The sequence below is a fragment of the Cupriavidus sp. FW305-26 genome, assembly GCF_058787975.1.
Genome location: NZ_JBYTAH010000001.1, coordinates 196,590 through 216,763 on the forward strand (window position 1 = coordinate 196,590; position 20,174 = coordinate 216,763).

At 65.6% G+C, this 20,174-nt stretch carries 17 protein-coding genes; 8 read left to right on the plus strand and 9 right to left on the minus strand.

All coding sequences use genetic code 11. The features are described from left to right. Positions 1–154: 154 nt before the first annotated feature. Positions 155–475, plus strand: coding sequence for an IS110 family transposase (locus tag AC3WQZ_RS00945; protein ID WP_492296263.1), 321 nt, complete (start codon positions 155–157; stop codon positions 473–475). Positions 476–551: 76 nt separating this feature from the next. On the opposite strand, the gene AC3WQZ_RS00950 is transcribed toward AC3WQZ_RS00945, so the two are convergent. Beyond that, complete coding sequence (locus tag AC3WQZ_RS00950; RefSeq protein ID WP_010814477.1) at positions 552–851, minus strand: TFIIB-type zinc ribbon-containing protein; 300 nt, start codon at positions 849–851, stop codon at positions 552–554. A 159-nt stretch (positions 852–1,010) separates the two neighbouring features. On the opposite strand from AC3WQZ_RS00950, the gene AC3WQZ_RS00955 reads away from it, so the two are divergent. Then, positions 1,011–1,604 carry a M23 family metallopeptidase gene (locus AC3WQZ_RS00955; protein WP_492299828.1) on the plus strand — a complete coding sequence of 198 codons (594 nt, stop codon included), beginning with the start codon at positions 1,011–1,013 and terminating at the stop codon, positions 1,602–1,604. Positions 1,605–1,634: 30 nt separating this feature from the next. On the opposite strand, the gene AC3WQZ_RS00960 is transcribed toward AC3WQZ_RS00955, so the two are convergent. The 5 genes from AC3WQZ_RS00960 to AC3WQZ_RS00980 form a co-directional block, all read right to left on the minus strand. Then, a complete protein-coding gene (locus tag AC3WQZ_RS00960) occupies positions 1,635–2,966 on the minus strand; it encodes a nucleobase:cation symporter-2 family protein (protein ID WP_010814475.1) in 1,332 nt (443 codons plus the stop codon). Positions 2,967–3,322: 356 nt separating this feature from the next. Continuing rightward, on the minus strand, positions 3,323–5,617 hold the full coding sequence (locus AC3WQZ_RS00965) for a TonB-dependent receptor (RefSeq protein WP_492299829.1): 2,295 nt from the start codon (positions 5,615–5,617) through the stop codon (positions 3,323–3,325). Positions 5,618–5,873: 256 nt separating this feature from the next. Further along, complete coding sequence (locus tag AC3WQZ_RS00970) at positions 5,874–6,392, minus strand: thioredoxin family protein (RefSeq protein WP_010814473.1); 519 nt, start codon at positions 6,390–6,392, stop codon at positions 5,874–5,876. A gap of 3 nt (positions 6,393–6,395) precedes the next feature. Continuing rightward, a complete protein-coding gene (locus AC3WQZ_RS00975) occupies positions 6,396–7,097 on the minus strand; it encodes a cytochrome c biogenesis CcdA family protein (RefSeq protein WP_010814472.1) in 702 nt (233 codons plus the stop codon). Between the two features lie 273 nt (positions 7,098–7,370). Beyond that, a complete protein-coding gene (locus AC3WQZ_RS00980) occupies positions 7,371–8,894 on the minus strand; it encodes a Fic family protein (RefSeq protein ID WP_010814471.1) in 1,524 nt (507 codons plus the stop codon). 1,074 nt (positions 8,895–9,968) lie between these two features. Here AC3WQZ_RS00980 and oxlT point away from each other — a divergent pair. Then, positions 9,969–11,288, plus strand: coding sequence for an oxalate/formate MFS antiporter (gene oxlT / locus AC3WQZ_RS00985; RefSeq protein ID WP_010814470.1), 1,320 nt, complete (start codon positions 9,969–9,971; stop codon positions 11,286–11,288). Positions 11,289–11,390: 102 nt separating this feature from the next. Here the strand turns inward: oxlT and AC3WQZ_RS00990 are convergent, their stop codons facing one another. The 3 genes from AC3WQZ_RS00990 to AC3WQZ_RS01000 form a co-directional block, all read right to left on the minus strand. Beyond that, entirely contained in the window at positions 11,391–12,608 is a 1,218-nt protein-coding gene (locus AC3WQZ_RS00990) for a polysaccharide pyruvyl transferase family protein (protein WP_492299831.1), read from the minus strand. 203 nt (positions 12,609–12,811) lie between these two features. Further along, positions 12,812–14,014: a chromate transporter gene (locus AC3WQZ_RS00995; protein WP_011617267.1), complete on the minus strand. Its 1,203-nt coding sequence runs from the start codon at positions 14,012–14,014 to the stop codon at positions 12,812–12,814. A 24-nt stretch (positions 14,015–14,038) separates the two neighbouring features. Next, positions 14,039–14,995 carry a chromate resistance protein ChrB domain-containing protein gene (locus tag AC3WQZ_RS01000; protein WP_010814467.1) on the minus strand — a complete coding sequence of 319 codons (957 nt, stop codon included), beginning with the start codon at positions 14,993–14,995 and terminating at the stop codon, positions 14,039–14,041. Positions 14,996–15,195: 200 nt separating this feature from the next. Here AC3WQZ_RS01000 and AC3WQZ_RS01005 point away from each other — a divergent pair, with 200 nt between their 5' ends. The 5 genes from AC3WQZ_RS01005 to AC3WQZ_RS01025 all read left to right on the plus strand — a co-directional run bounded on the left by AC3WQZ_RS01005 (position 15,196) and on the right by AC3WQZ_RS01025 (position 20,168). Continuing rightward, positions 15,196–16,413, plus strand: a complete 1,218-nt coding sequence (locus AC3WQZ_RS01005; protein WP_010814466.1) for an acyl-CoA dehydrogenase family protein — start codon at positions 15,196–15,198, stop codon at positions 16,411–16,413. A gap of 17 nt (positions 16,414–16,430) precedes the next feature. Continuing rightward, positions 16,431–17,771, plus strand: a complete 1,341-nt coding sequence (locus tag AC3WQZ_RS01010) for an LLM class flavin-dependent oxidoreductase (RefSeq protein WP_010814465.1) — start codon at positions 16,431–16,433, stop codon at positions 17,769–17,771. Positions 17,772–17,863: 92 nt separating this feature from the next. Then, positions 17,864–18,688, plus strand: coding sequence for a MetQ/NlpA family ABC transporter substrate-binding protein (locus tag AC3WQZ_RS01015; protein ID WP_010814464.1), 825 nt, complete (start codon positions 17,864–17,866; stop codon positions 18,686–18,688). 9 nt (positions 18,689–18,697) lie between these two features. Then, positions 18,698–19,531, plus strand: a complete 834-nt coding sequence (locus tag AC3WQZ_RS01020) for a methionine ABC transporter ATP-binding protein (protein WP_492299832.1) — start codon at positions 18,698–18,700, stop codon at positions 19,529–19,531. Then, on the plus strand, positions 19,512–20,168 hold the full coding sequence (locus AC3WQZ_RS01025) for a methionine ABC transporter permease (RefSeq protein WP_010814462.1): 657 nt from the start codon (positions 19,512–19,514) through the stop codon (positions 20,166–20,168). The genes AC3WQZ_RS01020 and AC3WQZ_RS01025 overlap by 20 nt, the downstream gene beginning before the upstream one ends. Positions 20,169–20,174 lie beyond the last annotated feature (6 nt).

Consider the following 20,174-nt stretch of genomic DNA (forward strand, 5'->3'; position numbering starts at 1 on the left):
CACCCAGACAGCAAGCCAACGGTTTTGGGTGCGCCAAAGCCGCCCGAACTAGCCTAAGCAAGGTGTTCTCCCTCTCCCCTCATGGGGAGAGGGCCGGGGTGAGGGGTGGTTTAGCTAGAAACGACATCAAGCCGGGCCTTCGGCCTGCGGGATCCTGGCCAAGACCGATCGGCTTGATGCGATGGTACTGGCACGCTTCGCCCTGCAGATTCGCCCGCCGGCGCGGCCGCTGCCCGACGAGGCGCAGCGCGAGTTTGCCGATCTACTGGATAGACGCAGCCAACTGGTGGCGATGCGCGCGCAGGAGAAGGCATGGGTTGCCACTGCCCCGCCAGTCGCACTTAAGAGTTTGAAGGAGCATATAGCGTGGTTGGACGCCCGCATTAAGTCTCACGACATCGACATGACGCACAAGCTGCGCACCAGCGACGTGTGGAAGAACAAGGTCGAATTGCTCGACAGCATGCCGACTTGACACGGTTGCTCTCCCGCAAGCGGGAGAGCGAGCACACAAACGTTGTGCTGGAACCAGTGGCACTAGCAATCCGGCTTCAGTCGAACAGTTCGTGCCAGATGCTCTTCTTCTTATAGTGCTTCTGCTCGCGCTCATAGTACCGGTCGCGGTCGCCATGGCCGCGCTGGTATTCCTGTCGCGGGGGCGGGGTTTGCTGCGGCATTTGCTGCATCGGCGCCGCCTGCTGTGCCGGGGCGGTTGCCACGGAGCGCTCAAGGATCTTGTCGAGTTCGCCCCGGTCCAGCCAGACACCGCGGCATTTCGGGCAGTAATCGATCTCGATGCCCTGGCGTTCGGACATCACGAGTTGCGTTTGCGGGCACACCGGACAATCCATTGCTTCTCCTCATTGCAGTGAAAACAGTCAGGGTATGACCGGCGCCAGCCCGTATGGTTCGGCCGGAGAGTGCTTTCGAAAGTGGTGCCGGGGCCGTTTGATGTGGCGCGCAGGCCCGCCTGACGGGGAATTTGCGGGGCTGGCTGCCGTCGAAGGCATATGCATGCCTCCCCTCTGTCTTCCCGTCCCCGCGCTTTCGCCGGCCTGATCTGGCTGGTGGTGAGCATCGGCCTGATCTGGCTCGCCTGGCCCTGGTTGCGGCCGCCACTCGAACGCGCAATCTACGTGGCCCGGCTCTCGGTCCGCCCCGCGCCGGTGGCATTGCCGGTGCCGGTCCAGGGCATTGTCCCGGGCGCGCTGCGCGATACCTGGCACGGCGCGCGCTCCGGCGGACGCAAGCATGAGGGCATCGATATCTTTGCGCCGCGCGGCCGCCCGGTGGTGTCGGCTACCGAGGGCATTGTCACGCGCGTGGGCACCAACAAGCTGGGCGGTAAGGTGGTGTGGGTGATGGGGCCCGGGCGCCAGCTGCATTACTACGCCCATCTTGACGACTACGCCGGCGTGCGTGCCGGCGACGTGATTGTGCCCGGCACGGTGCTGGGCTATGTCGGCACAAGCGGCAATGCGCGGGGCACGCCGCCCCACCTGCACTATGGCGTCTACACCGCGGGCGGGGCGATCAATCCCTACCCGCTGCTGAAGGCGCCCGCGCCAGGGGGCGGGGCGGCCGCGCGAGGCGGCGCACGCTAGCGCGCGCCCGCGGGCTTCAAGGCAGGCTGCTCAGGCAGCCTCGCCGACGGTGCCGTGGCCGGCTTGTTCGGCAGGCTCGTCCTTGCCGCCGGGCAGCAGCAGGTTGAGGATCACCGCCGACAGCGAGCCCACCGTGATGCCGGAGCCAAACACTTCATGGACGAAGGCAGGCAGCTTGGACAGCAGTTCCGGGCGGAACGTCACCGCCAGGCCGCAGCCGATCGACACGGCCACGATCAGGGTATTGCGCTGCGTGAACTTGACGGTGCTGAGCATCTGGATCCCGCCCGACACGATCATCGCGAACATCATCAGGCCGGCGCCGCCCAGCACCGGCTGCGGAATCGTCACCACCAGCGCGCCCAGCACCGGGAACAGCCCCGCCAGCAGCAGCATGACGCCGGTCAGCGCGACCACATGGCGGCTGGCCACGCCGGTCAGCGAAACCACGCCGACGTTCTGCGCAAAGGTGGACAGCGGCGGGCTCGACACCAGTGCCGCAAAGGCCGAGCCAAAGCCATCGCACAGGATGCCGCGCGACAGGCATTTACCGGAAATCGGCCGCTGCGTGGCCGCGCCCAGTGCCATGAACGTGCCCGTGGATTCGACGATGGTCACCAGGAAAGCGATCGACATGGCGACGATGCCGGAGATTGGGAACGACATCCCGAAGTGCAGCGGCTGCGGCACCGCGATGATCGGCGCCTGGTGAAACTGGGTGAAGTCGACCAGGCCCAGCGCCAGGCAGAGCAGGTAGCCGCCGGCAATGCCGACCACAATGGCCGAGGCCGACAGCATGCCCTTGCCCCACTGCACCACCGCGACCACCAGCGCCAGCACCGCGACGGCAATCGCCAGGTTGCCGGGTGCGCCATAGCGGCTGCTGCCCTGGCCGCCTGCGGCCCAGTCGATGGCCACCGGAATCAGCGACAGGCCGATCATGGTGACTACCACGCTGGTGACGGTATGCGGAAACAGCTTGCGGATCGCCGGCATGAAGAAGCTGCCCAGGATCATCACCAGCGAACCCGCCAGCGCCGAGCCCAGGATGCCAGCTACGCCGTGTTCGACGCCCACGCTGATGGCCGCGCCGACAAAGGCGAAGCTGGTGCCCATCACGCATGGCATGCGGATGCCCACCGGGCCAATGCCCTTGCACTGGATGATGGTGACGATGCCCGAGCCAAGCAGGGCCGCATTCACCAGGGCGATGACCTGGTCCGGCGGCAGCTTCAGCGCACCGCCAATGACCAGCGGCACCGCAATGATGCCGCCCAGGGCGGCCAGCAGATGCTGGAGCGCAAGCAAAAACGTCGTCAGCCGAGGGGGGCGGTCTTCCACTTTGAATAGCAAGGGCGCCATTCATGTCTCCTGTTGTCTGGCCGGATAGGTTTCCGGACTGTCTTGTTCTTCTGGCGCCGGGGAAGGGGCTGCCCCCGGCCCTGTCATTGCGCGCTGACGGGCAAGGCGGAGACCGCCTGCCGCGAGCGTGGCCTGGATCCAATTCCAGGCCGCAACCGGGGAGCAAGAATAGCAGGGATAAGCACTCCGTGATACAAAAATTGCATACAATTTGTATCAACTCCCTTGCGTGGGAGGATATAGGAGCGGGGGAGAGGCGCCGTGCGCCGGCGTGCCGCTTCCGCGGCCGTTGCGCCAACCCGGCGCAAACGGCGCGGCCGGTCAAGGGACCAGGCCAGCGCCGTCCGGCGGCAGCCTTACCAGCGGTGCTGGTACATCGCGGTCAGCGTGATGCCCGCAGCCGGCAGGCGGCTGGTGTTATTGCTGTTGCGCATCAGCTGGCTGTACAACGGGTAGTAGTAGCGGTTGAACAGGTTCTCGATCCCCACAGTGATCGTGTCCTTCTTGCTGACCTGGTAGCGGCTGATCAGGTCGACGGTGGCGTAGCTGCTGACCTCGCGCCGCCCGAAGCTGTTCTGGTCGTTGAGCCGGTAGTCGCGGCCGCCGTAGTAGGTCACCTGCAGGCGGTTGCTCCAAGTGCTGATCGGCCGGTACTGGACGTAGGCGGTCAGCTTCAGCGGCGGGATGCGATAGCCCGTCATGTTCTGGAAGCTGCTGCTGCCTTGCGGCTGCTCGCGGCCGTTGATCCAGGTGAACGTGCCGCCGGCGCTCCAGGTCTCGCTGTCGCTCAGGTAGTCGGCGGAAGCCTCAACGCCTGCGATGCGCTCCTTGGTCCGGGTCAGGATCAGGCCGTTGTTGAAGCTCTGCACGTCGCCCAGCTGCGAGGTGGTGTAGAACAGCGCCAGGCTCGCCATCGTATTGCCGAATGCGCCGCGCCAGCCGATTTCATAGTTGTTGGTCTTGACCGGCTCAAGGCCCGACGAATTGATATTGAAGCCCGGCCGCGCATTGCGGATCTGCAGGCCGATATCGGGCAACTGGAAGCCCTGGCCGAACGAGGCATAGAACTCCTGGTTCTTCACCGGCGCGTACGCACCGCCGATATTGAAGAGCCACGCGCCGTAGTTGACGGTGCCGCCCTGGACCGCGACCGGGTTGCTGACCCGCGATTGCGACAGCGGCACGAAGTCGTCGAACGTGGCGCTGGCGCGTTCATAGCGCGCGCCGCCTTCCATCGACCACTGCTCGTTGAACTTGTGCTGAAGCTGCCCGAAGATCCCGCCGCTGCGGGTGGTCAGCGGCGGCATGTAGGTCAGCGAACCGGTCTTGTTGAAGACCAGCCCGCCGCTCTGGTCGTAGGCGCGCGGATCGAACACGTCGAGCGGCATGTCGCTGCGCTCCTGATTGTAGTCAGCGCCCCACAGCAGCTTGGTCTTCTTGTCGGCACCCAGCGGGGTGCTGATGGTCAGGCGCCCGCCGAACACGTCGCTGTTCTGGCTGACCTGGTCCACATTGCCGCCACGCGTGGCCACCGCGCGCGCATCGAACGGGGGGAAGCGGGTGAAGTAGTCGCGGTAGTAGATCTGCGTCGACACCGTGCTGCCGAGCAGGTCCAGGTTCTGGTAGCCCAGATTGACCACGGTGTTGCGCAGTTCGTTCTGGTTTTCCAGCTGCAGCCCCTTGATCGCCCGCGCCGCGGCGGTGCCCGGCGTCAGCCTGGCCACCGACGGATCGGAGGCGTAGTCGGTGTTCTGCTTGGCCTGGTACTGGCTCACGCTCAGTTCGATGCGCTGCTGGCTGTCGATGCGCCAGCCCAGCTTGCCGCTGACGTTGTAGACGTTGGAATCGAACAGGTCGCCCTGGCTGGGCTCCGGCGCGATGCGGTGGCCGTGCGCGTCGTAGGAGCCGCCGATACGCTGCGCGCCGAGGTGGAACGCGTAGTCGATCGGCCCCTGGCTGCCTGAAAAATGCTGCTGGACATTGGCGCTGAGCCCTTCCTTGCTCAGCCGCGTCAGCGGGGTGCCGAGCGTCACCGTGGTATCCGCGCTGGGCGCGCCGCCCGCGGGCCGCGTGGTGATCGCGATAATGCCGCCGTTGGCGCCGGCGCCATAGATCGCGCTGCTGCCGCGCATGACTTCGATCTTCTCGATGTTGCTGGAATCGATGGTGGCGAGGTTGCGCGCCGAATCCCGGTTGGTGTTGAGCGGAATGCCATCCACCAGGATCAGCGTGCCGCGCCCGCGCAGCGTCTGGCCGAAGTCCGTGACCGTGCGGCTGGAGTCCGCCATGCCCGGGATCAGCTTGCTCAGCATGGTCGCGAGATTGGTGGAGCCCACCTTCAGCTCCTCGATTTCCTCGCGCTCCAGCACCGTCACCTGGCGCGTCGGGCTGACGAGATCGCTCTTGATCCGGTCGACCCTGACCTCCACCGCATTCAGCTCGCCGCCGTCGGCCTTAGCGGTCGGGCCTTCCTGCTTCGCGCCCGCACCGGACGTCCCGGTTTGTGCCACGGCGGCGCCGGCGGCCACCTCCTGTGCTTCTGACAGCAGCGGAGTGCCCGCGCCGATGGCGGCCATGAGAAGGGCGAGCGGACGGACCCGGAAGCGGCCGGCCGGCCCCTCCAGGGTGACTGAGCGCGTTGCGGTTTGCATGGTTATGGTCAGGCGAACGTAGTGATGTGTCTAATGTGCTTTTGAAAACCCCGCGAATTATAATCAGAATGATTCCTATTAACTAGAGATTGGGGAATCTGAATTTTCGTAAGGTGTGCCGGGGAACCGGCTCGGATGTGTCTTGGAAGCGAGAACAGGCTCCAAGGCCTGGGCCGTGCCGGAGAGCACGGCCCAGCGCGCGGCAGGCTCGTTCGCCATTCGCGCTCAATGGTCGCTTGTAAGCGATATGGCAGGCTTACTTGTTCTTGCCCAGCGCCTTTTGAATGGCCGCTTCGGTCTGGGCGTAATTCCCTTCGCCAAAATGCTTGTAGACCACGGTGCCGTTGGCGTCGACCAGGTAGAGCGCCGGCCAGTACTGGTTGCGCCAGGCGTTCCAGGTGGCATAGGCGTTGTCCTGCGCTACCGGGTAGCGGATATCGAAGCGCTTGAGCGCTGCCTGCACGTTGGCGGTGGACTTCTCGAAGGGGAACTCCGGGGTGTGGACGCCGACCACGACCAGGCCCTTGTCGCGGTATTTGTCGTACCACTGACGCACATGGGGCAGCGTGTTGATGCAGTTGATGCAGCTATAGGTCCAGAAATCGACCAGCACGACCTTGCCGCGCAGCCCGGCAACGGTCAGCGGTTCAGAGTTGAGCCACTTGTCGATGCCGGTGAATTCCGGCGCCTTGCCATAGTCGGCAGGGGCGGCGGCGGCATGCTGGGCGGCGACGATGGCGGTAGTGGCAAGCAGGGTACGAAGCAAGCGATGCATGGTTCAGGCTCCAGGTTGGGAGGCAGGGAAAAGGGAGGTCAGCCAGGCGACGGCAAGGGTGTCGTACTGGAAGTACATGGCGATGGCGGTCGCCACCACCAGCACGCCGAAGCCTTGCTGCAGCCGGTGCGTGTGACGCGCCAGCCGGCGCACGTGAGTGGTGGCGAACTGGCCGCCATAGGCAATGCCCAGCATCGGGATGGCCGCGCCAGCCGCGAACAGCGCCAGCAGGCCGGCGGCGCGATGCAGGTCTTGCGCCTTGGCCACCAGCGCGAGGATCGACGCCAGCACCGGCCCGGCGCACGGGGTCCACACCGCGCCCAGCGTCATGCCCAGCACAAAGCCGCCGGCCACGCCGGTGCCGGTCCGGCCGCCGGCGCCCGCCAGGCGGTCGACCACGCCGGCTAACGGGGCCGCCAGGCGCTCGAAGCCCGCCGGCCAGAGCCGTGCCAGGCCGGCACCCAGCAGCAACAGGATGGCCGCGTTGCGCACCACGCCTGGGGCTTCGCTGAAGGCGCTGGACAGTGCGCCAAAGACTATGCCCAGCGCGGAAAACGCGCTGACGAAGCCAAGCGCTATCGCCAGCGGGCGCAGCCGGCCGGATTCGCCCACCGAGCCGGCCAGCAGCATGGGCAGCACCGGCAGCACACAGGGCGAGGCAATAGTCAGCACGCCGGCGGCAAAGGCAAGGAAGGCGTCGATCATGGATGGCTTCCGTCGGCGTGCGCGGTGCCGTGGCAGGCACGATAGCAGGGGCAGGGCGGCGGCGGATGGATGGCGACGACGGACATGGCGGAGAACTCCCGGTGTTGGCGATAGACGCATTCCACCGTCCGCACGTATCCGGGTTGTTTCCGCTTCCCGGCATCCGTGCAAGCTTTCATGTCTGCCGTGGCCCGGGATACAAAGCGATACATAGTGGCGCCGGTGCCGCCCCATGGTGGCGGCACCGGGCAGTGCCAATGCTGTGCCGCCGCTTCAGCGGCTGCCGTTGAGCTCGAGGTATTCCGTGAACTCGTCGCGCACGACGGCTTCAATGCGGGCGAGCTCGTCGTCCGTGATGTCTTCGAACAGCTTGCGCTTGCGCCTGGACAGCTCGCCGTGGTTCTGGACGATCAGGTCGATCAGGTTCGACAGGCGTGACTGGCGCAGGTCGAGCCAGCTTTCCAGGCGTGCGACGCTGGCATCGTAAGCGCGCAGGTACTGGATCTCCTGCGCAAGGTCCTGCTCGACGCACTGCTCGATGCATTCGAAGACGAATTCGCACAGCGCTGTTGCATCAAAGGATGCGTAAAGCCAGCCGGGCTGTGGCGACTTGATCAGGATCGTGTCGCTGTCCGAATCCAGCGCGTAGTTGAGCAGGGCCGTCCGCGGGGCGGAATAGGACTTCAGCAGCGCGGCATAGGTATCGATCTGCTTGAGCATCCGTGCCGACACCGGCAGCACGACGCCATCTGGCGTGACACCGGCCTGGCGCAGCAAATGGTGGATGAGGAATCGATGGAGCCGGCCGTTGCCGTCGTAGAACGGGTGGGCGAAGACAAAGCCAAACGATACGCACGCCGCGGCCACGATGGGGTTCGCCGCCTGTGCCTCGACCAGGCCCGCGACCGCGGCAATCCCGTCCATCATCGCGCCAAGCTGCCCGGGCGGCGGGGGAATATAGTCAGCGATGTTGCGCATGCGCCCGCCGCGGGACAGCCAGTTCTGCTTGTCGCGGTAGGAGAATTCGGCGCGCAGCCCCGAGATGATTTCGTTCTGCCACTCGCACAGCTGGGCTTCGGTCAACGGCGCGGGATTGCCGGCATATTCCAGCAGCCGCCTGAACTTGGCAACCCGCTGGTTATCGGGGATCTCGTGCTCGATGGAGTAGGTCGATCGTGTCTCCGCGAGGTAGAGGTAGTCCACCGCGCGCGCCAGCAACTCTGGCTCGAGCCGCTTGATGGCCGCGGCCACGCGGCCGGGGAGGTCGGCGGCAATGTACTGCGCCAGCTTCTCGGTGCGGCGCACCAGGGGGCAAAACGCGGCCGGGCCGAGGTGGTTGTTCTGGATGCCGAACTGCAGGTCCGGCGTTGCCGGGCCGGTCAGGTACCGGCTCTCGTCCAGCGCCAGTACCCTGGGCGCCCCGGCCGGCAGCTTGTAGTCGAATTGCGCTCCGGCAAGCCATTTGGCATAGAACGCGCTCAGCCTCGCATAGCGCGAGGTCGGGGTGGCCGCCAGCCACTCCCGTACGGCCTGCACCGCTGGCGCATGTTCGAACAGCGCCGCCAGCACGGTCAGGTCGAGCTGCTCCTTCTTCAGCGCGAAAGTCAGGTGGTCCACGGTCGTATCGCCGCCGCGGTAGCGGTTCCTTGGGTACACGGTGCGCGTGGTGCCGTCCGGTCCGGTGTGCGTGCTGAGGACCCCGGTCTTGTCGGCAAGGGCGGACGTCGAGCGCAGCGGCGGCACGCGCAGCCCGAACTTGCGGATAAGCGCGTCGTAGCCAAGTGGCGCATGAGACATGGATGGTCGCAATTTCTGGATGCCGGTTTGCTCGGGAGCTTACCAGAGTTTCTACAGAACTTACCAAAAGATCTACTTCTATGCCTGCTGCTTTCCATTCTATCTATAGCAATGGATGGGCAACCTGGCCGCCGGGCTTCCAGGAGTTCTACAGTACTTACCGTTTCATCTACTTTCATGGGCAGCCTGGATGATCTTGTCTACAGTGCTTGCCTGCCGACCCGGGCAGCAGCGCATCTGGCCAGCAAATCGAAATCCATCATGACAAGTTGCCATCTGCTGAATCTCGCCAAATCGCGCTCAGGGTTTTTCGGTAAATCCCTCAGGGTTTTCGAGAATCCCTGACCGCCACCCCGCGCTAAGCGTTTTTATTTATTTGTCTGGCCCGAATAATCGCCTATAACTGCATCTACATGCTGCGGCTGATGTCACGCATCATGCCTACGCCCGCCAGGCTTGCCTGCGGGCATTTTTTTTGGCGCACCGGTGCGGTTTATGCCGTATTAATCGCTCTGATTTATTTCGTTCATCATTCGGTGCGGTCAAAATCATGACATTTCTGTAATCATGACATTTTCGTAATCATGCTGTTCTGGCCGGAACGGACGGCTTCCGGGTATGACAAATTTGTAATGATGGGATTTAAGTCGTTTTCCTCATCCATTCAAAACGAACCCTCATCTATCGGCGGCGACGCGCCCGGAAGTGGCTCCAGTAAAGGGTTTCATGGTTATCCGGCGGTGCTCGGCCGGGCCTCCTTCCAGGGGCGATGATGCATTTTCAGCGTGAATATCCGGAACCCATCCTTCGCAATCATAAATTCAGTGAAAACCCTGCCATGCCTTTCCCTTGACTTACCTGATATATCACATACTGTGTATCCCATCGCCACTCCGAACTTGAGAGAGGTGAGGGCGGAGACCTCAGGTCGGCGTCGGAATAAGAGGCAAATAAATGCCAATGACACAGGAGACATGAAATGCCAGCAGCCACCCTTATGCTGAGGCGCAGTGCGTCCGCATACCCGCCCGCACCCCCGCAACTGAATGGCCAAATGATTCAAGGAGCGCGCAAATGAGTAATCCGTCCGCAGCGCTGGGCGCTAATCGCCAGGTCCCGGAAGGCACACGCTGGCTGCAATTGATTGTCGGTGTGATCTGCATGATCGCCACCGCCAATATTCAATACGCCTGGACCCTTTTCGTCCCTGAAATCCAGAGTACCTACGGCTGGTCGCGCGCCAGCATCCAGATCGCCTTCACCGTCTTCGTCCTTGTGCAGACCTGGCTGGCGCCGATCGAAGGCTACTTCATCGACAAGTTCGGCCCGCGCATGATGGTCGCCTTCGGCGCGGTCTTCATCGGCGCGGCGTGGTGCATCAACTCCCAGGCCACCACCCTGATGGGCTTCTACGTCGGCGCAGCCGTTGGCGGCCTTGGCGTGGGCTCGATCTACGCCACCTGCATCAACAACGCGCTCAAGTGGTTCCCGGACCGCCGTGGCCTTGCGGTGGGCCTGACCGCGGGCGGTTACGGCGCCGGTTCCGCGGCAACCATCCTGCCCATCGCGGCCATGATCGAGTCGCAGGGCTTCCAGCACACCTTCCTGTTCTTCGGCCTGCTGCAGGGCGGACTCGCCTTTGTCGCGGCGTGGTTCCTGCGCGCACCGAAGGGTAGCGAGGTGAAGGCATCGCAGAAGCTGGTCCAGGCCACGCGCGACTACACGCTCAAGGAAGCGATGTCCACCAAGCTGTTCTGGCTGATGTTTGTGATGTTCATCCTGGTCGTCACCGGCGGCATGATGGCCGTGGCCCAGCTTGGCGTCATCGCCAAGGACCTGGGTGTGAAGGAGTTCAAGGTCGACCTGCACTTCTTCGTGATGGCCGCACTGCCGCTCGCGCTGATGCTGGACCGGATCATGAACGGCATCTCGCGTCCGTTGTTCGGCTGGATCTCGGACAACATCGGCCGTGAGAAGACCATGGTCATCGCCTTCACCCTGGAAGGCCTTGGCATCATCGCGCTCGGCTACTTCGGCAGCAACCCGTACGCCTTCCTGATCCTGTCGGGCGTGGTGTTCCTGGCCTGGGGCGAGGTCTACTCGCTGTTCTCGGCACTGGCCGGCGATGCCTTCGGCACCAAGCACATCGGCAAGATCTATGGCGTGCTCTACACGGCCAAGGGCATCGGCGCACTGTTCGTGCCGGTCGGCAACCTGATGATGGAGGCGAGCGGCACCTGGTCGACGGTCCTCTACACGGTGGCGGCCATGGACCTGAGCGCGGCCTTCCTGGCGATCATGGTCTTGCGGCCGGTGCTGGCCAGCCATGTAGCGACTTCCAGGAGTCTTTTCTCGAAGGAGACGGCGGCGGCGGGGACGCAGGTTCCAGCCTGACCGGCCGATATACAGGCGTCTAGCAGCAAACCGGGCGGGCTTCTTCGGAAGCCCGCTTTTTCGTACCGGGGACTTGCGTCTCGGGCGGGCACTTCGATCGCGCTAGTTCTCCTGAACCAGCTGGAATGCGCTCCTGCATGCCTTGGCCCATTCCCAGGCCAGTTCCCTGCGCTGCGCGGTCCGGGTTGCCATCGCTTCGTCCAGGCCGTCCGCAAGATCCTGAACGATCACCGCGGCCGGCGCCCCGGCCGCGCCCCAGGCCGCGGCAAAGGCGACCTGCTTGCTGGTGCCAGGAGGTTGTGCGGGCCGGAGCAGGCCAAGCCGTGGCAGGAAAAAGGCGCCGGCGACAATGCCGCCGTGCAGGCTGCTGCCGACAAAGCCCTGGCTGTGCGCAATCAGCGCACAGATATCCCACAGATTGAGCGATTCGAACAGGACCACAGGCGTGCCGCGCAGCCGTGCCGCGAGGCGCTGGTAGCAAGCCAGGTCGTCGTGCCAGGGCGCGGCGCCGGCGCGAAACAGCACCACGCCCAGGGCCCTGGCCCGGGCGATACGTTCGAGCTGGGCCGCCAGCTGTGAAAGGGTATCGTCGTCGCCAAAATCCGCGCTGAACTGCACGGCCAGGTATCCGCCCGAGAACCCTGACACGATGCGGGCGCACTCGCCCTGGCGGGCGCGCCGGCGGATGCAGGGGCCGAACAACTCGGCCACCAGCACTGCCGGATCGGGCTCCAGGCGGCAGGCAATGCCGTTCTCCGCGAGCATGGCCCGGGTCTGATGGTCTCGTACCCCGACGCTGGTGGCGGCCCCGAGCTTGGCCATCACCTCGGCCCGCATGGCAGGCTCAACCGATCCAAGTTCAATGCCGCCGACGGCGTGGACAATGACACGCCGGACGTTGGCAAAGATGCCGGCCGGCAACAGGTAGGGGACCAGGTCCCGTATGCCCAGCTGCGCCTGGGCCCAGGCCGTCCGCTCGTGCGGCCGGGCATCGAGCATCGCCACTACTGCCCGGGCCTGCCCGGGAGGCTGCAGCATCACGGCCGCCTCCCAGAGCGAGCAGGTCAGGGTTTCGCCACCGACATGGATGACATCGACGGCGCTGTCGCCCACGCTGGCTGCCAGCCGCGCCAGGGTGTGGACCCGATGGCCGCCATGGATTCTCAGGTTGCGCTCGGCCAGGCCCCCGTAGAACGGGTTGGCCGGCCCGATCAGGCTTCGCATCACATGCGGCAGCAGCAAGTCGCCGAAGTTGTGGCGATCGAAAGCGCCAAACAGGATCGTGGGGAAGCCGGTGGTTCCTGAGCGGGAGGCTGGCATGGCGTTTGGCAAGAATCGGCGCCCACGGGGTTCTCAGATCCGCATTTTGTGCATTGCGCGATGGGACCCTCCTCGGGACGCCTCTCCGTCGGATTAGATTCCCCAAAGCCGTCCATCGCAAGTGGCTTCGGCCACCAGGGCAGTGGGCCGGTTGTGCGCCCAAGCTCGCAAAGCGATTTCATGGACCCGGCGCGGCGCTCCCGTCAATGATGCATGAGCGGATAGATCACCAGGCCGATCAGCGCCGCGCCGGCCACGATCACGGGTTCGGGCAGCTTCCTGAACCTGAGCAGCAGCGCCACTGTGCAAAGCGCCAGCAGTACCGTCGGCACATCCACGATCGAACGCCTGGCCAGCACGATCACGGCGCCGGTGATGGCCCCCACCGCGGCAGCGGTCACGCCATCGACAAAGGCCAGGATGGCGGGCAGCTTGCCGTATTTCTTGAAGTAGGGGGCCGGCAGGACGGTGAACAGGTAGCACGGCAGGAAGGTGGCCAGCGCCGCAACCGACGCGCCGGGCAAGCCGGCCACCAGGTAGCCGATAAAGCCGACGGTGATCACCACGGGGCCGGGCGTGATCATGGCCACCGCCACGGCATCGACGAACTGCTTTTCATTGAGCCAGTGGAAGTCGGTGACCACGCCGCCGTACAGGAACGGCACAATGGCCAGCCCCGAGCCGAACACGAATGCGCCCGCCTTGGCAAAGAACACGGCGATCTGTGCCAACAGGGGCCAGTCAATGGTGCCAGCCACGCCCCCGGCCAGGGGCAGCTGTGTCGCCGCGGCCGCATGCAGGCCGCCCTGGCGCAGCCATTTCGGCGGGGCGCGCCAGAACCACACCAGCAGCCCGGCCGCGAGGAACATCCACGCGATTTCGGATTCGGTGACCACCGTGACCGCGGCAAGCACCAGGTAGATCGCCCACAACAGGCGGTCTTTGCCCACGCTCTTGGTCGTGAGCTTGTACGCACTGATCGCAATGATGCCGATCACCGCGGCCCCGACGCCGTAGAACACGGACTGCATCCACGTCAGGCCGCCAAAGCGCACATAGGCCCAGCCCAGCGCCAGCACCATCAGGAATGACGGCAGCACGAACGCGATCCCGACCAGCGTCGCGCCCGCGATGCGGTAGTGGACATAGCCCAGGTAGATGGCCAGCTGCGCGGCCAGCGGGCCGGGTGCCAGCTGTGCCAGGGCCAGCCCCTCCTTGTAGTCGGCGTCGGTGATCCACTGGCGCCGGTCCACCAGGTCGCGATGCATATAGCCAGCCAGCGCCACCGGACCGCCGAAGCCGAGCGTACCCAGGCGCAGCATGTAGCCGACCAGCTGCCAGAGGGTGTAGCGCGGCCGTTCCGTGAGCGCGGCCTTAGGGGTTGGGGCCTGCGAGACGTTGCTCACGTCGTGGACCTCAGGGGCATGGTGCTATCGCTTTCCGGAAAAATGCACATAAAGAGAATCGAGGGTACGGCCGATTTCGGCCAGCAGCGCGTCGTCATCCGCCAGGCGCTCGCGCGCGCCGGCAAGCACAGCTTCGAAGCCGCTGGCTTCCGGCGCCTGGGCCCCGCCGATATCCAGGGCGTGGACCATGTTGGCCAGGCGGGCCAGCCCGCGGTCGGCGTCCAGCCCGAAGCTGGCCAGCAGCACCTCGAATGAAACCTTGTCGCCCACATGCGTGAAGGCGGCGCCGTCGAAGTCGAAACCCAGCGCGTCATGCGGGCAGTCCGCGGGATGCTCCAGCCACAGGAAGCGCGCATGGGGGTCGATAAAACGCTGGATCAGCCACGCGCTGGCGACCCGGTCCACCCAAAGGTGGCGCCGCGTTGCCCAATCGCGCCCCTGGTATTGGGCAGGATCCCGGCGCGGGATGCCGCCGCTTGCAGGCTGGGGCTCGCCTGGCGAACGCAGGGTTTCGATCGCACTGGTGAAGTCCCGCCATTGCAAGGAGGCGTTGACCGATGCGTCATTGGGGAAGAAATCGGTCCCGGCGATGGCATCAAAGGCACGGCCGTGCCGGCGCAGAAGGCGGGCGATCCCGGCTTCGTCCTGGCCGGACAAGTTCTTGCGGTCTTCGGAGAGGGAGGCCAGCCAGACGGCGTAGTCGGTCGTGCGGTCAAACAGGGTCCGGTAGGCGTGAGCCTCCGCCGGATCATGCGCGCGCACATTCAGCAGCCAGGCCTGGCCGCCTTCCTGGATGGCTTCATCGGCCAGGTCACGTAGTTGAGCGCTTTGCGCGCTTGGCGTCGGCAACAGATAGGCGCCGTCGCGCAGTGCAGCGCAGCCTAGTGCCTTGAGGGCCCGCCAGATGCGCATCCGGGCAGTGGCGCACTTGGTTGGCAGGCTGATGACGAGGAGGGTCCACAGTTCCGGAGCTGGTTCCATGGGCCGATACTAAGTGCTTGTAGAGTGTGGATCAACTCTGTAGCGATCTCTACAATTTCAGTCGAGTGCACTTAGTGGCACTTATTCCGGAGTCGGCTGTAGTCCATTGGGTAGATAACGATATAGGCATTCATTCGTTCCCGTGTGATGCAGGGTTCCCTATCTTGTGAGCCTGCTCATCCGCAAGGAAGGAATCCTTTATGAATGCCCCGTTGGACTTCGATGCGCGGCACGCGCTGCGCGCCGCGCTGGACGCCGTGCCGGCGCTGGCGCGGAAGATTGGCGTCGACGCGGCCGCCCGCGAGGCACGGCGGCTGCTGCCCTATGAGGCCTTCGCGCTGTTTCGCGAGTCCGGGCTTGGCGTGCTCCGGCTCCCGGTGGAGCAGGGTGGCTTGGGCGGCTCGCTGGCCGACCTGTTCGAGGTCATTGCCGCGCTTGCCGCGGAGGAATCGAACGTCGCGCACGCGCTGCGCATCCACTTCGACCAGACCGAGTCGCTGCGCCTGGCGCCGCGCTCGGCGTTCAATGACCTGCAGGTGCAGCGCATTGTCGGGGGCGCGATCTTCGGCGGTGCCTCCACCGAACGCGGCACGTCGCGTCCCGGTGAAATCAGCACGGCGCTGCGGCGCGACGGCGGGCACTACCGCCTGAGCGGCAAGAAGTATTACTCCACCGGCACAGCCTTTGCCGACTACGCCCGCATCAATGTAAAGGATGCCGATGGCGCCGATGCCTCGATCATCATCCCGACCGATCGCCCCGGCTTCAACGTCGTTGACGACTGGGACGGCATGGGCCAGCGCATGACCGCCAGCGGCAGCCTGGTGCTGGACGATGTGCAGGTGCTCGCCGATGAAGTGACGCGGCGCGCCAACAGCACGCTGGTCGGTCGTCACTGCGGCGCGCTGCGCCAGCTGCACCTGGTGGCGGTGGCGGCGGGGATCGTGCGCAATGCCTGGGCCGATGCCTTGCGCTATGTGCGCGAGCATGGCCGTCCGGTGCTGCACAGCCCGGCATCCTCGGCACGCGAAGACCATTTCATCCAGCAGGTGATCGGCGACCTGGCCGCGCACAGCCATGCCATCGACGCACTCGTGCGTGAGAATGCGCGCGCACTGGACCGCTCGGCCGATGCGCTGCTGGCACGCTCCGAAGACGCCGAAGCGCTGGTCCTGGCCGGCGCGCTGGCCACCGCGCAGACCCAGCTGGTGGTCAGCAAGCTGGCGCTGCACGTGGCCGAGCGCATGTTCGAGGCCGGCGGCGCCTCGGCCACCGCCAGGCAGCACAACTTCGACCGGCACTGGCGCAACCTGCGCACGATCTTCAGCCACAACCCGCTGCTGCACAAGGCGCGCGTGGTCGGCGCCTACCACCTGAACGGCGACACCACGCACCTGGCCGAAGGCCGGGTGTTCTGAGCCGCCGGAGGCGAACGATGACAACAAGCTCACCGCAGCGCCAGCTGCACCTGAATATCAACGCGCTCCATTCCGGCTTCGTGCCGTCGGCGTGGCGCCTGCCCGCCAGCGACCCGCGTGCGTTCGTGGACGTGCAGCACTACATCCGCCTGGCACGCATCGCTGAAGCGGGGAAGTTTGACGCGATCTTCCTGGCCGACAATGCGTCGATCGCCGACCAGATCCATTTCCGGCCGATCACGGCGCTGGAGCCGACCCTGCTGCTGGCCTGCGTCGCCGCGGCGACTACCCATATCGGACTGGTGGCCACGGCCTCCACCAGCTACAACGAGCCCTATAACATCGCGCGGCGCTTTGCCACGCTGGACCATGTCAGTGGCGGCCGCGCGGGCTGGAACGTGGTGACCACGGCGGATGCCGGCTCGGCACGCAACTTCGGCCGCGCCGCGCCGCCGGACCACGGACAGCGCTATGCGCGTGCCGACGAGTTCACGGATCTTGTCAAGGCGCTGTGGGACAGCTGGGAAGATGATGCCCTGATCGGCGACAAGCACGACGGGCGCTTTGTCGATACCGCCAGGCTGCAGCCGGTGGCGCACCATGGCACCTTCTTCGACGTGCAGGGCCCGCTGAACCTGCCGCGGCCGCCGCAGGGCCATCCGGTGCTGTTCCAGGCCGGCGGCTCCAGCGACGGGCGCGAGCTGGCCGCGCGGCATGCCGAGGCGGTGTTCTCCGCGTCGCAGTCGTTCGAGGAGTCGCTGGCCTACAAGCGCGAGATCAACGCACGTGCCGAAGCGCTGGGCCGCGGCCCGCACGCGGTCAAGGTGTTGCCGGGGCTGACCACCATCATCGGCGCCACCGAGGCGCAGGCGCGGCAGCGCCGCGACGAGCTGGTCGACCTGATTCCGTGGGACTACAGCCTGGTGCGGCTGGCCGGCACACTAGGCATCCCGGTGGAACGGCTGAGCCTGGACGCGCCGCTGCCAGATGACCTGGCGCTGCCGGCCAACGGCAACCACACCTTCTTCCGCGCCACCGTGGCGGTGGCGCAGCGCCAGAACCTGACGGTGCGGGCGCTGATCCGCGAGCTGGCGGGCGGCGGCGGCCACCGCGTGATCGTGGGCACGCCGGAGCAGGTGGCCGACGATATCGAACACTGGTTCCGCCATGGTGCCGCGGACGGCTTCAACCTGATGCCCGATGCGCTGCCCGACGGGCTGCAGGCCTTCGTCGATGGCGTGGTGCCGATCCTGCAGCGGCGCGGCATTTTCCGCACTGCGTACGCGGGTACCACGCTGCGCTCGCACCTGGGCCGCGAACGGCCCGCGGGACGGGTACCGGCGCAGGCTGCGGCGTAAGCAGAAGTCCGCATTTGCTACGTCGTATTCCTTCGTGGACTGGGCAACGGGCGTTTCTTAGACTGGTCCTTCCTTATCACTGCCCACCTGCCATGACACGACGCCCTTTCCTTGCCACCCTCGCACTCGCCGCGCTGACGGCGCTTGCCACGCTCTCCATCGGCAACGCCCACGCGCAAGCCAGCGACCGGCCACTCAAGGTCGGCGTGCGCGGCGGGGTCGACGAAGAGATCTGGGAAGTGGTGACGCGCGTCGCCGACAAGCAGGGGCTGAAGGTGCAGACCATCGTCATCACCGGCACCGCCAGCCCCAACGAGGCCCTCAACAATGGCGACCTCGATGCCAATGCCTTCCAGCACATCCCGTTCCTGCGCGACCAGGTCCGGCAGCGGGGCTACAAGATCGTCAATGTCGGCGATACGCTGATCTCGCCGATCGCGTTCTATTCGCGCAAAGTCAAGTCGCTGGAGGCGCTGCCCAACGGCGCGCGCATCGGCATCCCGAACGACCCGAGCAACCAGACGCGCGCGCTGGTGATCCTGCGCGACCACGGGCTGGTCAAGCTCAAGGATGGTTTCGATCCCTATACCGGCACGGCGTCGCTGGCCGACATCACGGCCAACCCGAGGAAGCTGGAGTTCGTGGAAAGCGCCTCGGTGGTGCTGCCGCGCGCGCTGCCAGACGTCGATGCGGCCGCCATCGTCAATACCTTTGCGTACCAGGCCGGCCTGATCGCCACGCGCGACGGCATCGCGGTGGAAAAGAGGGAGCACAACCCGTACGTGAACGTGATTGCCGTGCGCGAGAAGGACAAGGGCGCGCCGTGGGTCGCGCGGCTGGTCAAGGCCTATCAGTCCGACGAGGTGCGCAAGTTCATCCAGACCAAATACCAGGGTTCCGTGATCCCTGCCTTCTGACGAGCCAGCATGCACGCTGTCCTACCGTTGCGCGAATCCGCGCCGCATATCGTGTTCGCGGGGATCGGCAAGACCTACGCGGGGGCAGGCGCCCCCGCGCTGGCCGATATTTCCTTCACCATTGGCCGCGGCGAGCGCTTCGGCATCATCGGCCGCAGCGGCGCCGGCAAGTCGACGCTGTTGCGTACCATCAACATGCTGGAGCGTCCCGACACCGGCCACGTCCGCATCGACGGCACCGATATCGGCCTGCTGGACGAGAACGGGCTGGTGACGCTGCGGCGCCGGATCGGCATGATCTTCCAGCACTTCAACCTGCTGTCGGCCAAGACCGTATTCGACAACGTCGCGCTGCCGCTGCGCGTGGCGGGTGTGCCGCGCCACGAGATCGCGGTCCGTGTGATGGAGCTGCTGGACCTGGTCGGGCTGACCGACAAGGCGCGTGCCTATCCCGCGATGCTGTCCGGCGGGCAGAAGCAGCGCGTGGGCATCGCCCGTGCGCTGGTGCACCGGCCCGAGATCCTGCTGTGCGATGAGGCCACTTCCGCGCTGGACCCGGAGACCACTGAACAGATCCTGGCGCTGCTGCGCGACATCAACCAGCGGCTGGGGCTGACCGTGGTGCTGATCACGCACGACATGGCGGTGATCAGTGAAGCCTGCGACCGCGTGCTGGTGCTCGACCACGGCCACGTCATCGAGCATGGCACCGTCTGGAAGGTGTTTGCCGAGCCGCACGCGGAAGCCACCATCGCGCTGCTGCGGCCATTGCGGCACCGCATGGCCGCCGTGCCGGACACAACCAGACAGGAGACTGCACATCGTGCTGCTGCCAATGGCTGACAAGTATTTCAAGGCACTGGGCGAGACCCTGCTGATGACCACCAGCGCGTGCGCCGTGGTGTTCGCTGCCGGCATGGTGCTGGCCCTCGTGCTCACCATGACCGCTCCCGGCGGCCTGGCGCCGCGGCCGCGGCTGCACCGGAGCTTGTCGGTGCTGGTGAACATGTTCCGCTCGATTCCCTTCATCATCCTGCTGGTCGCGATGCTTCCGGTGACGCGCATGATCGTCGGCACCACCATGGGCACGTGGGCGGCGGTGGTGCCGCTGAGCGCCCACCTGATACCGTTCTTCGCGCGCATCTCGCAGGTTGCACTCAATGAGATCGACCCGGGGCTTGTCGAGGCGGCCCGAGCCATGGGATGCCGCCGCTGGCATATCGTGCGCCACGTGCTGCTGCCGGAGGCGATGCCCGCGATCATCGGCGGCGCCACCGTGACCGTGATCGCCATGATCGGTTCGTCGGCGATGGCGGGCGCGGTCGGCGCCGGCGGGCTGGGTGATCTGGCGATCCGCTATGGCTACGAACGCTACGAGACCGCCGTGATGTTCCATGTGATCGCGATCCTGGTGACGCTGGTCACGCTGGTGCAGTTTGCCGGTGAACGGCTGGCGCGGCGGTTCGACCACCGGCGCTAGTCGACG

Excerpts from the sequence above, each read along its gene's own strand:
- AC3WQZ_RS00950 (WP_010814477.1), bottom strand. The coding sequence starts at position 851 with ATGGATTGTCCGGTGTGCCCGCAAACGCAACTCGTGATGTCCGAACGC.
- AC3WQZ_RS00955 (WP_492299828.1), top strand. The coding sequence starts at position 1,011 with ATGCATGCCTCCCCTCTGTCTTCCCGTCCCCGCGCTTTCGCCGGCCTG.
- AC3WQZ_RS00960 (WP_010814475.1), bottom strand. The coding sequence starts at position 2,966 with ATGGCGCCCTTGCTATTCAAAGTGGAAGACCGCCCCCCTCGGCTGACG.
- AC3WQZ_RS00965 (WP_492299829.1), bottom strand. The coding sequence starts at position 5,617 with ATGCAAACCGCAACGCGCTCAGTCACCCTGGAGGGGCCGGCCGGCCGC.
- AC3WQZ_RS00970 (WP_010814473.1), bottom strand. The coding sequence starts at position 6,392 with ATGCATCGCTTGCTTCGTACCCTGCTTGCCACTACCGCCATCGTCGCC.
- AC3WQZ_RS00975 (WP_010814472.1), bottom strand. The coding sequence starts at position 7,097 with ATGATCGACGCCTTCCTTGCCTTTGCCGCCGGCGTGCTGACTATTGCC.
- AC3WQZ_RS00980 (WP_010814471.1), bottom strand. The coding sequence starts at position 8,894 with ATGTCTCATGCGCCACTTGGCTACGACGCGCTTATCCGCAAGTTCGGG.
- oxlT (WP_010814470.1), top strand. The coding sequence starts at position 9,969 with ATGAGTAATCCGTCCGCAGCGCTGGGCGCTAATCGCCAGGTCCCGGAA.
- AC3WQZ_RS00990 (WP_492299831.1), bottom strand. The coding sequence starts at position 12,608 with ATGCCAGCCTCCCGCTCAGGAACCACCGGCTTCCCCACGATCCTGTTT.
- AC3WQZ_RS01000 (WP_010814467.1), bottom strand. The coding sequence starts at position 14,995 with ATGGAACCAGCTCCGGAACTGTGGACCCTCCTCGTCATCAGCCTGCCA.
- AC3WQZ_RS01005 (WP_010814466.1), top strand. The coding sequence starts at position 15,196 with ATGAATGCCCCGTTGGACTTCGATGCGCGGCACGCGCTGCGCGCCGCG.
- AC3WQZ_RS01010 (WP_010814465.1), top strand. The coding sequence starts at position 16,431 with ATGACAACAAGCTCACCGCAGCGCCAGCTGCACCTGAATATCAACGCG.
- AC3WQZ_RS01015 (WP_010814464.1), top strand. The coding sequence starts at position 17,864 with ATGACACGACGCCCTTTCCTTGCCACCCTCGCACTCGCCGCGCTGACG.
- AC3WQZ_RS01020 (WP_492299832.1), top strand. The coding sequence starts at position 18,698 with ATGCACGCTGTCCTACCGTTGCGCGAATCCGCGCCGCATATCGTGTTC.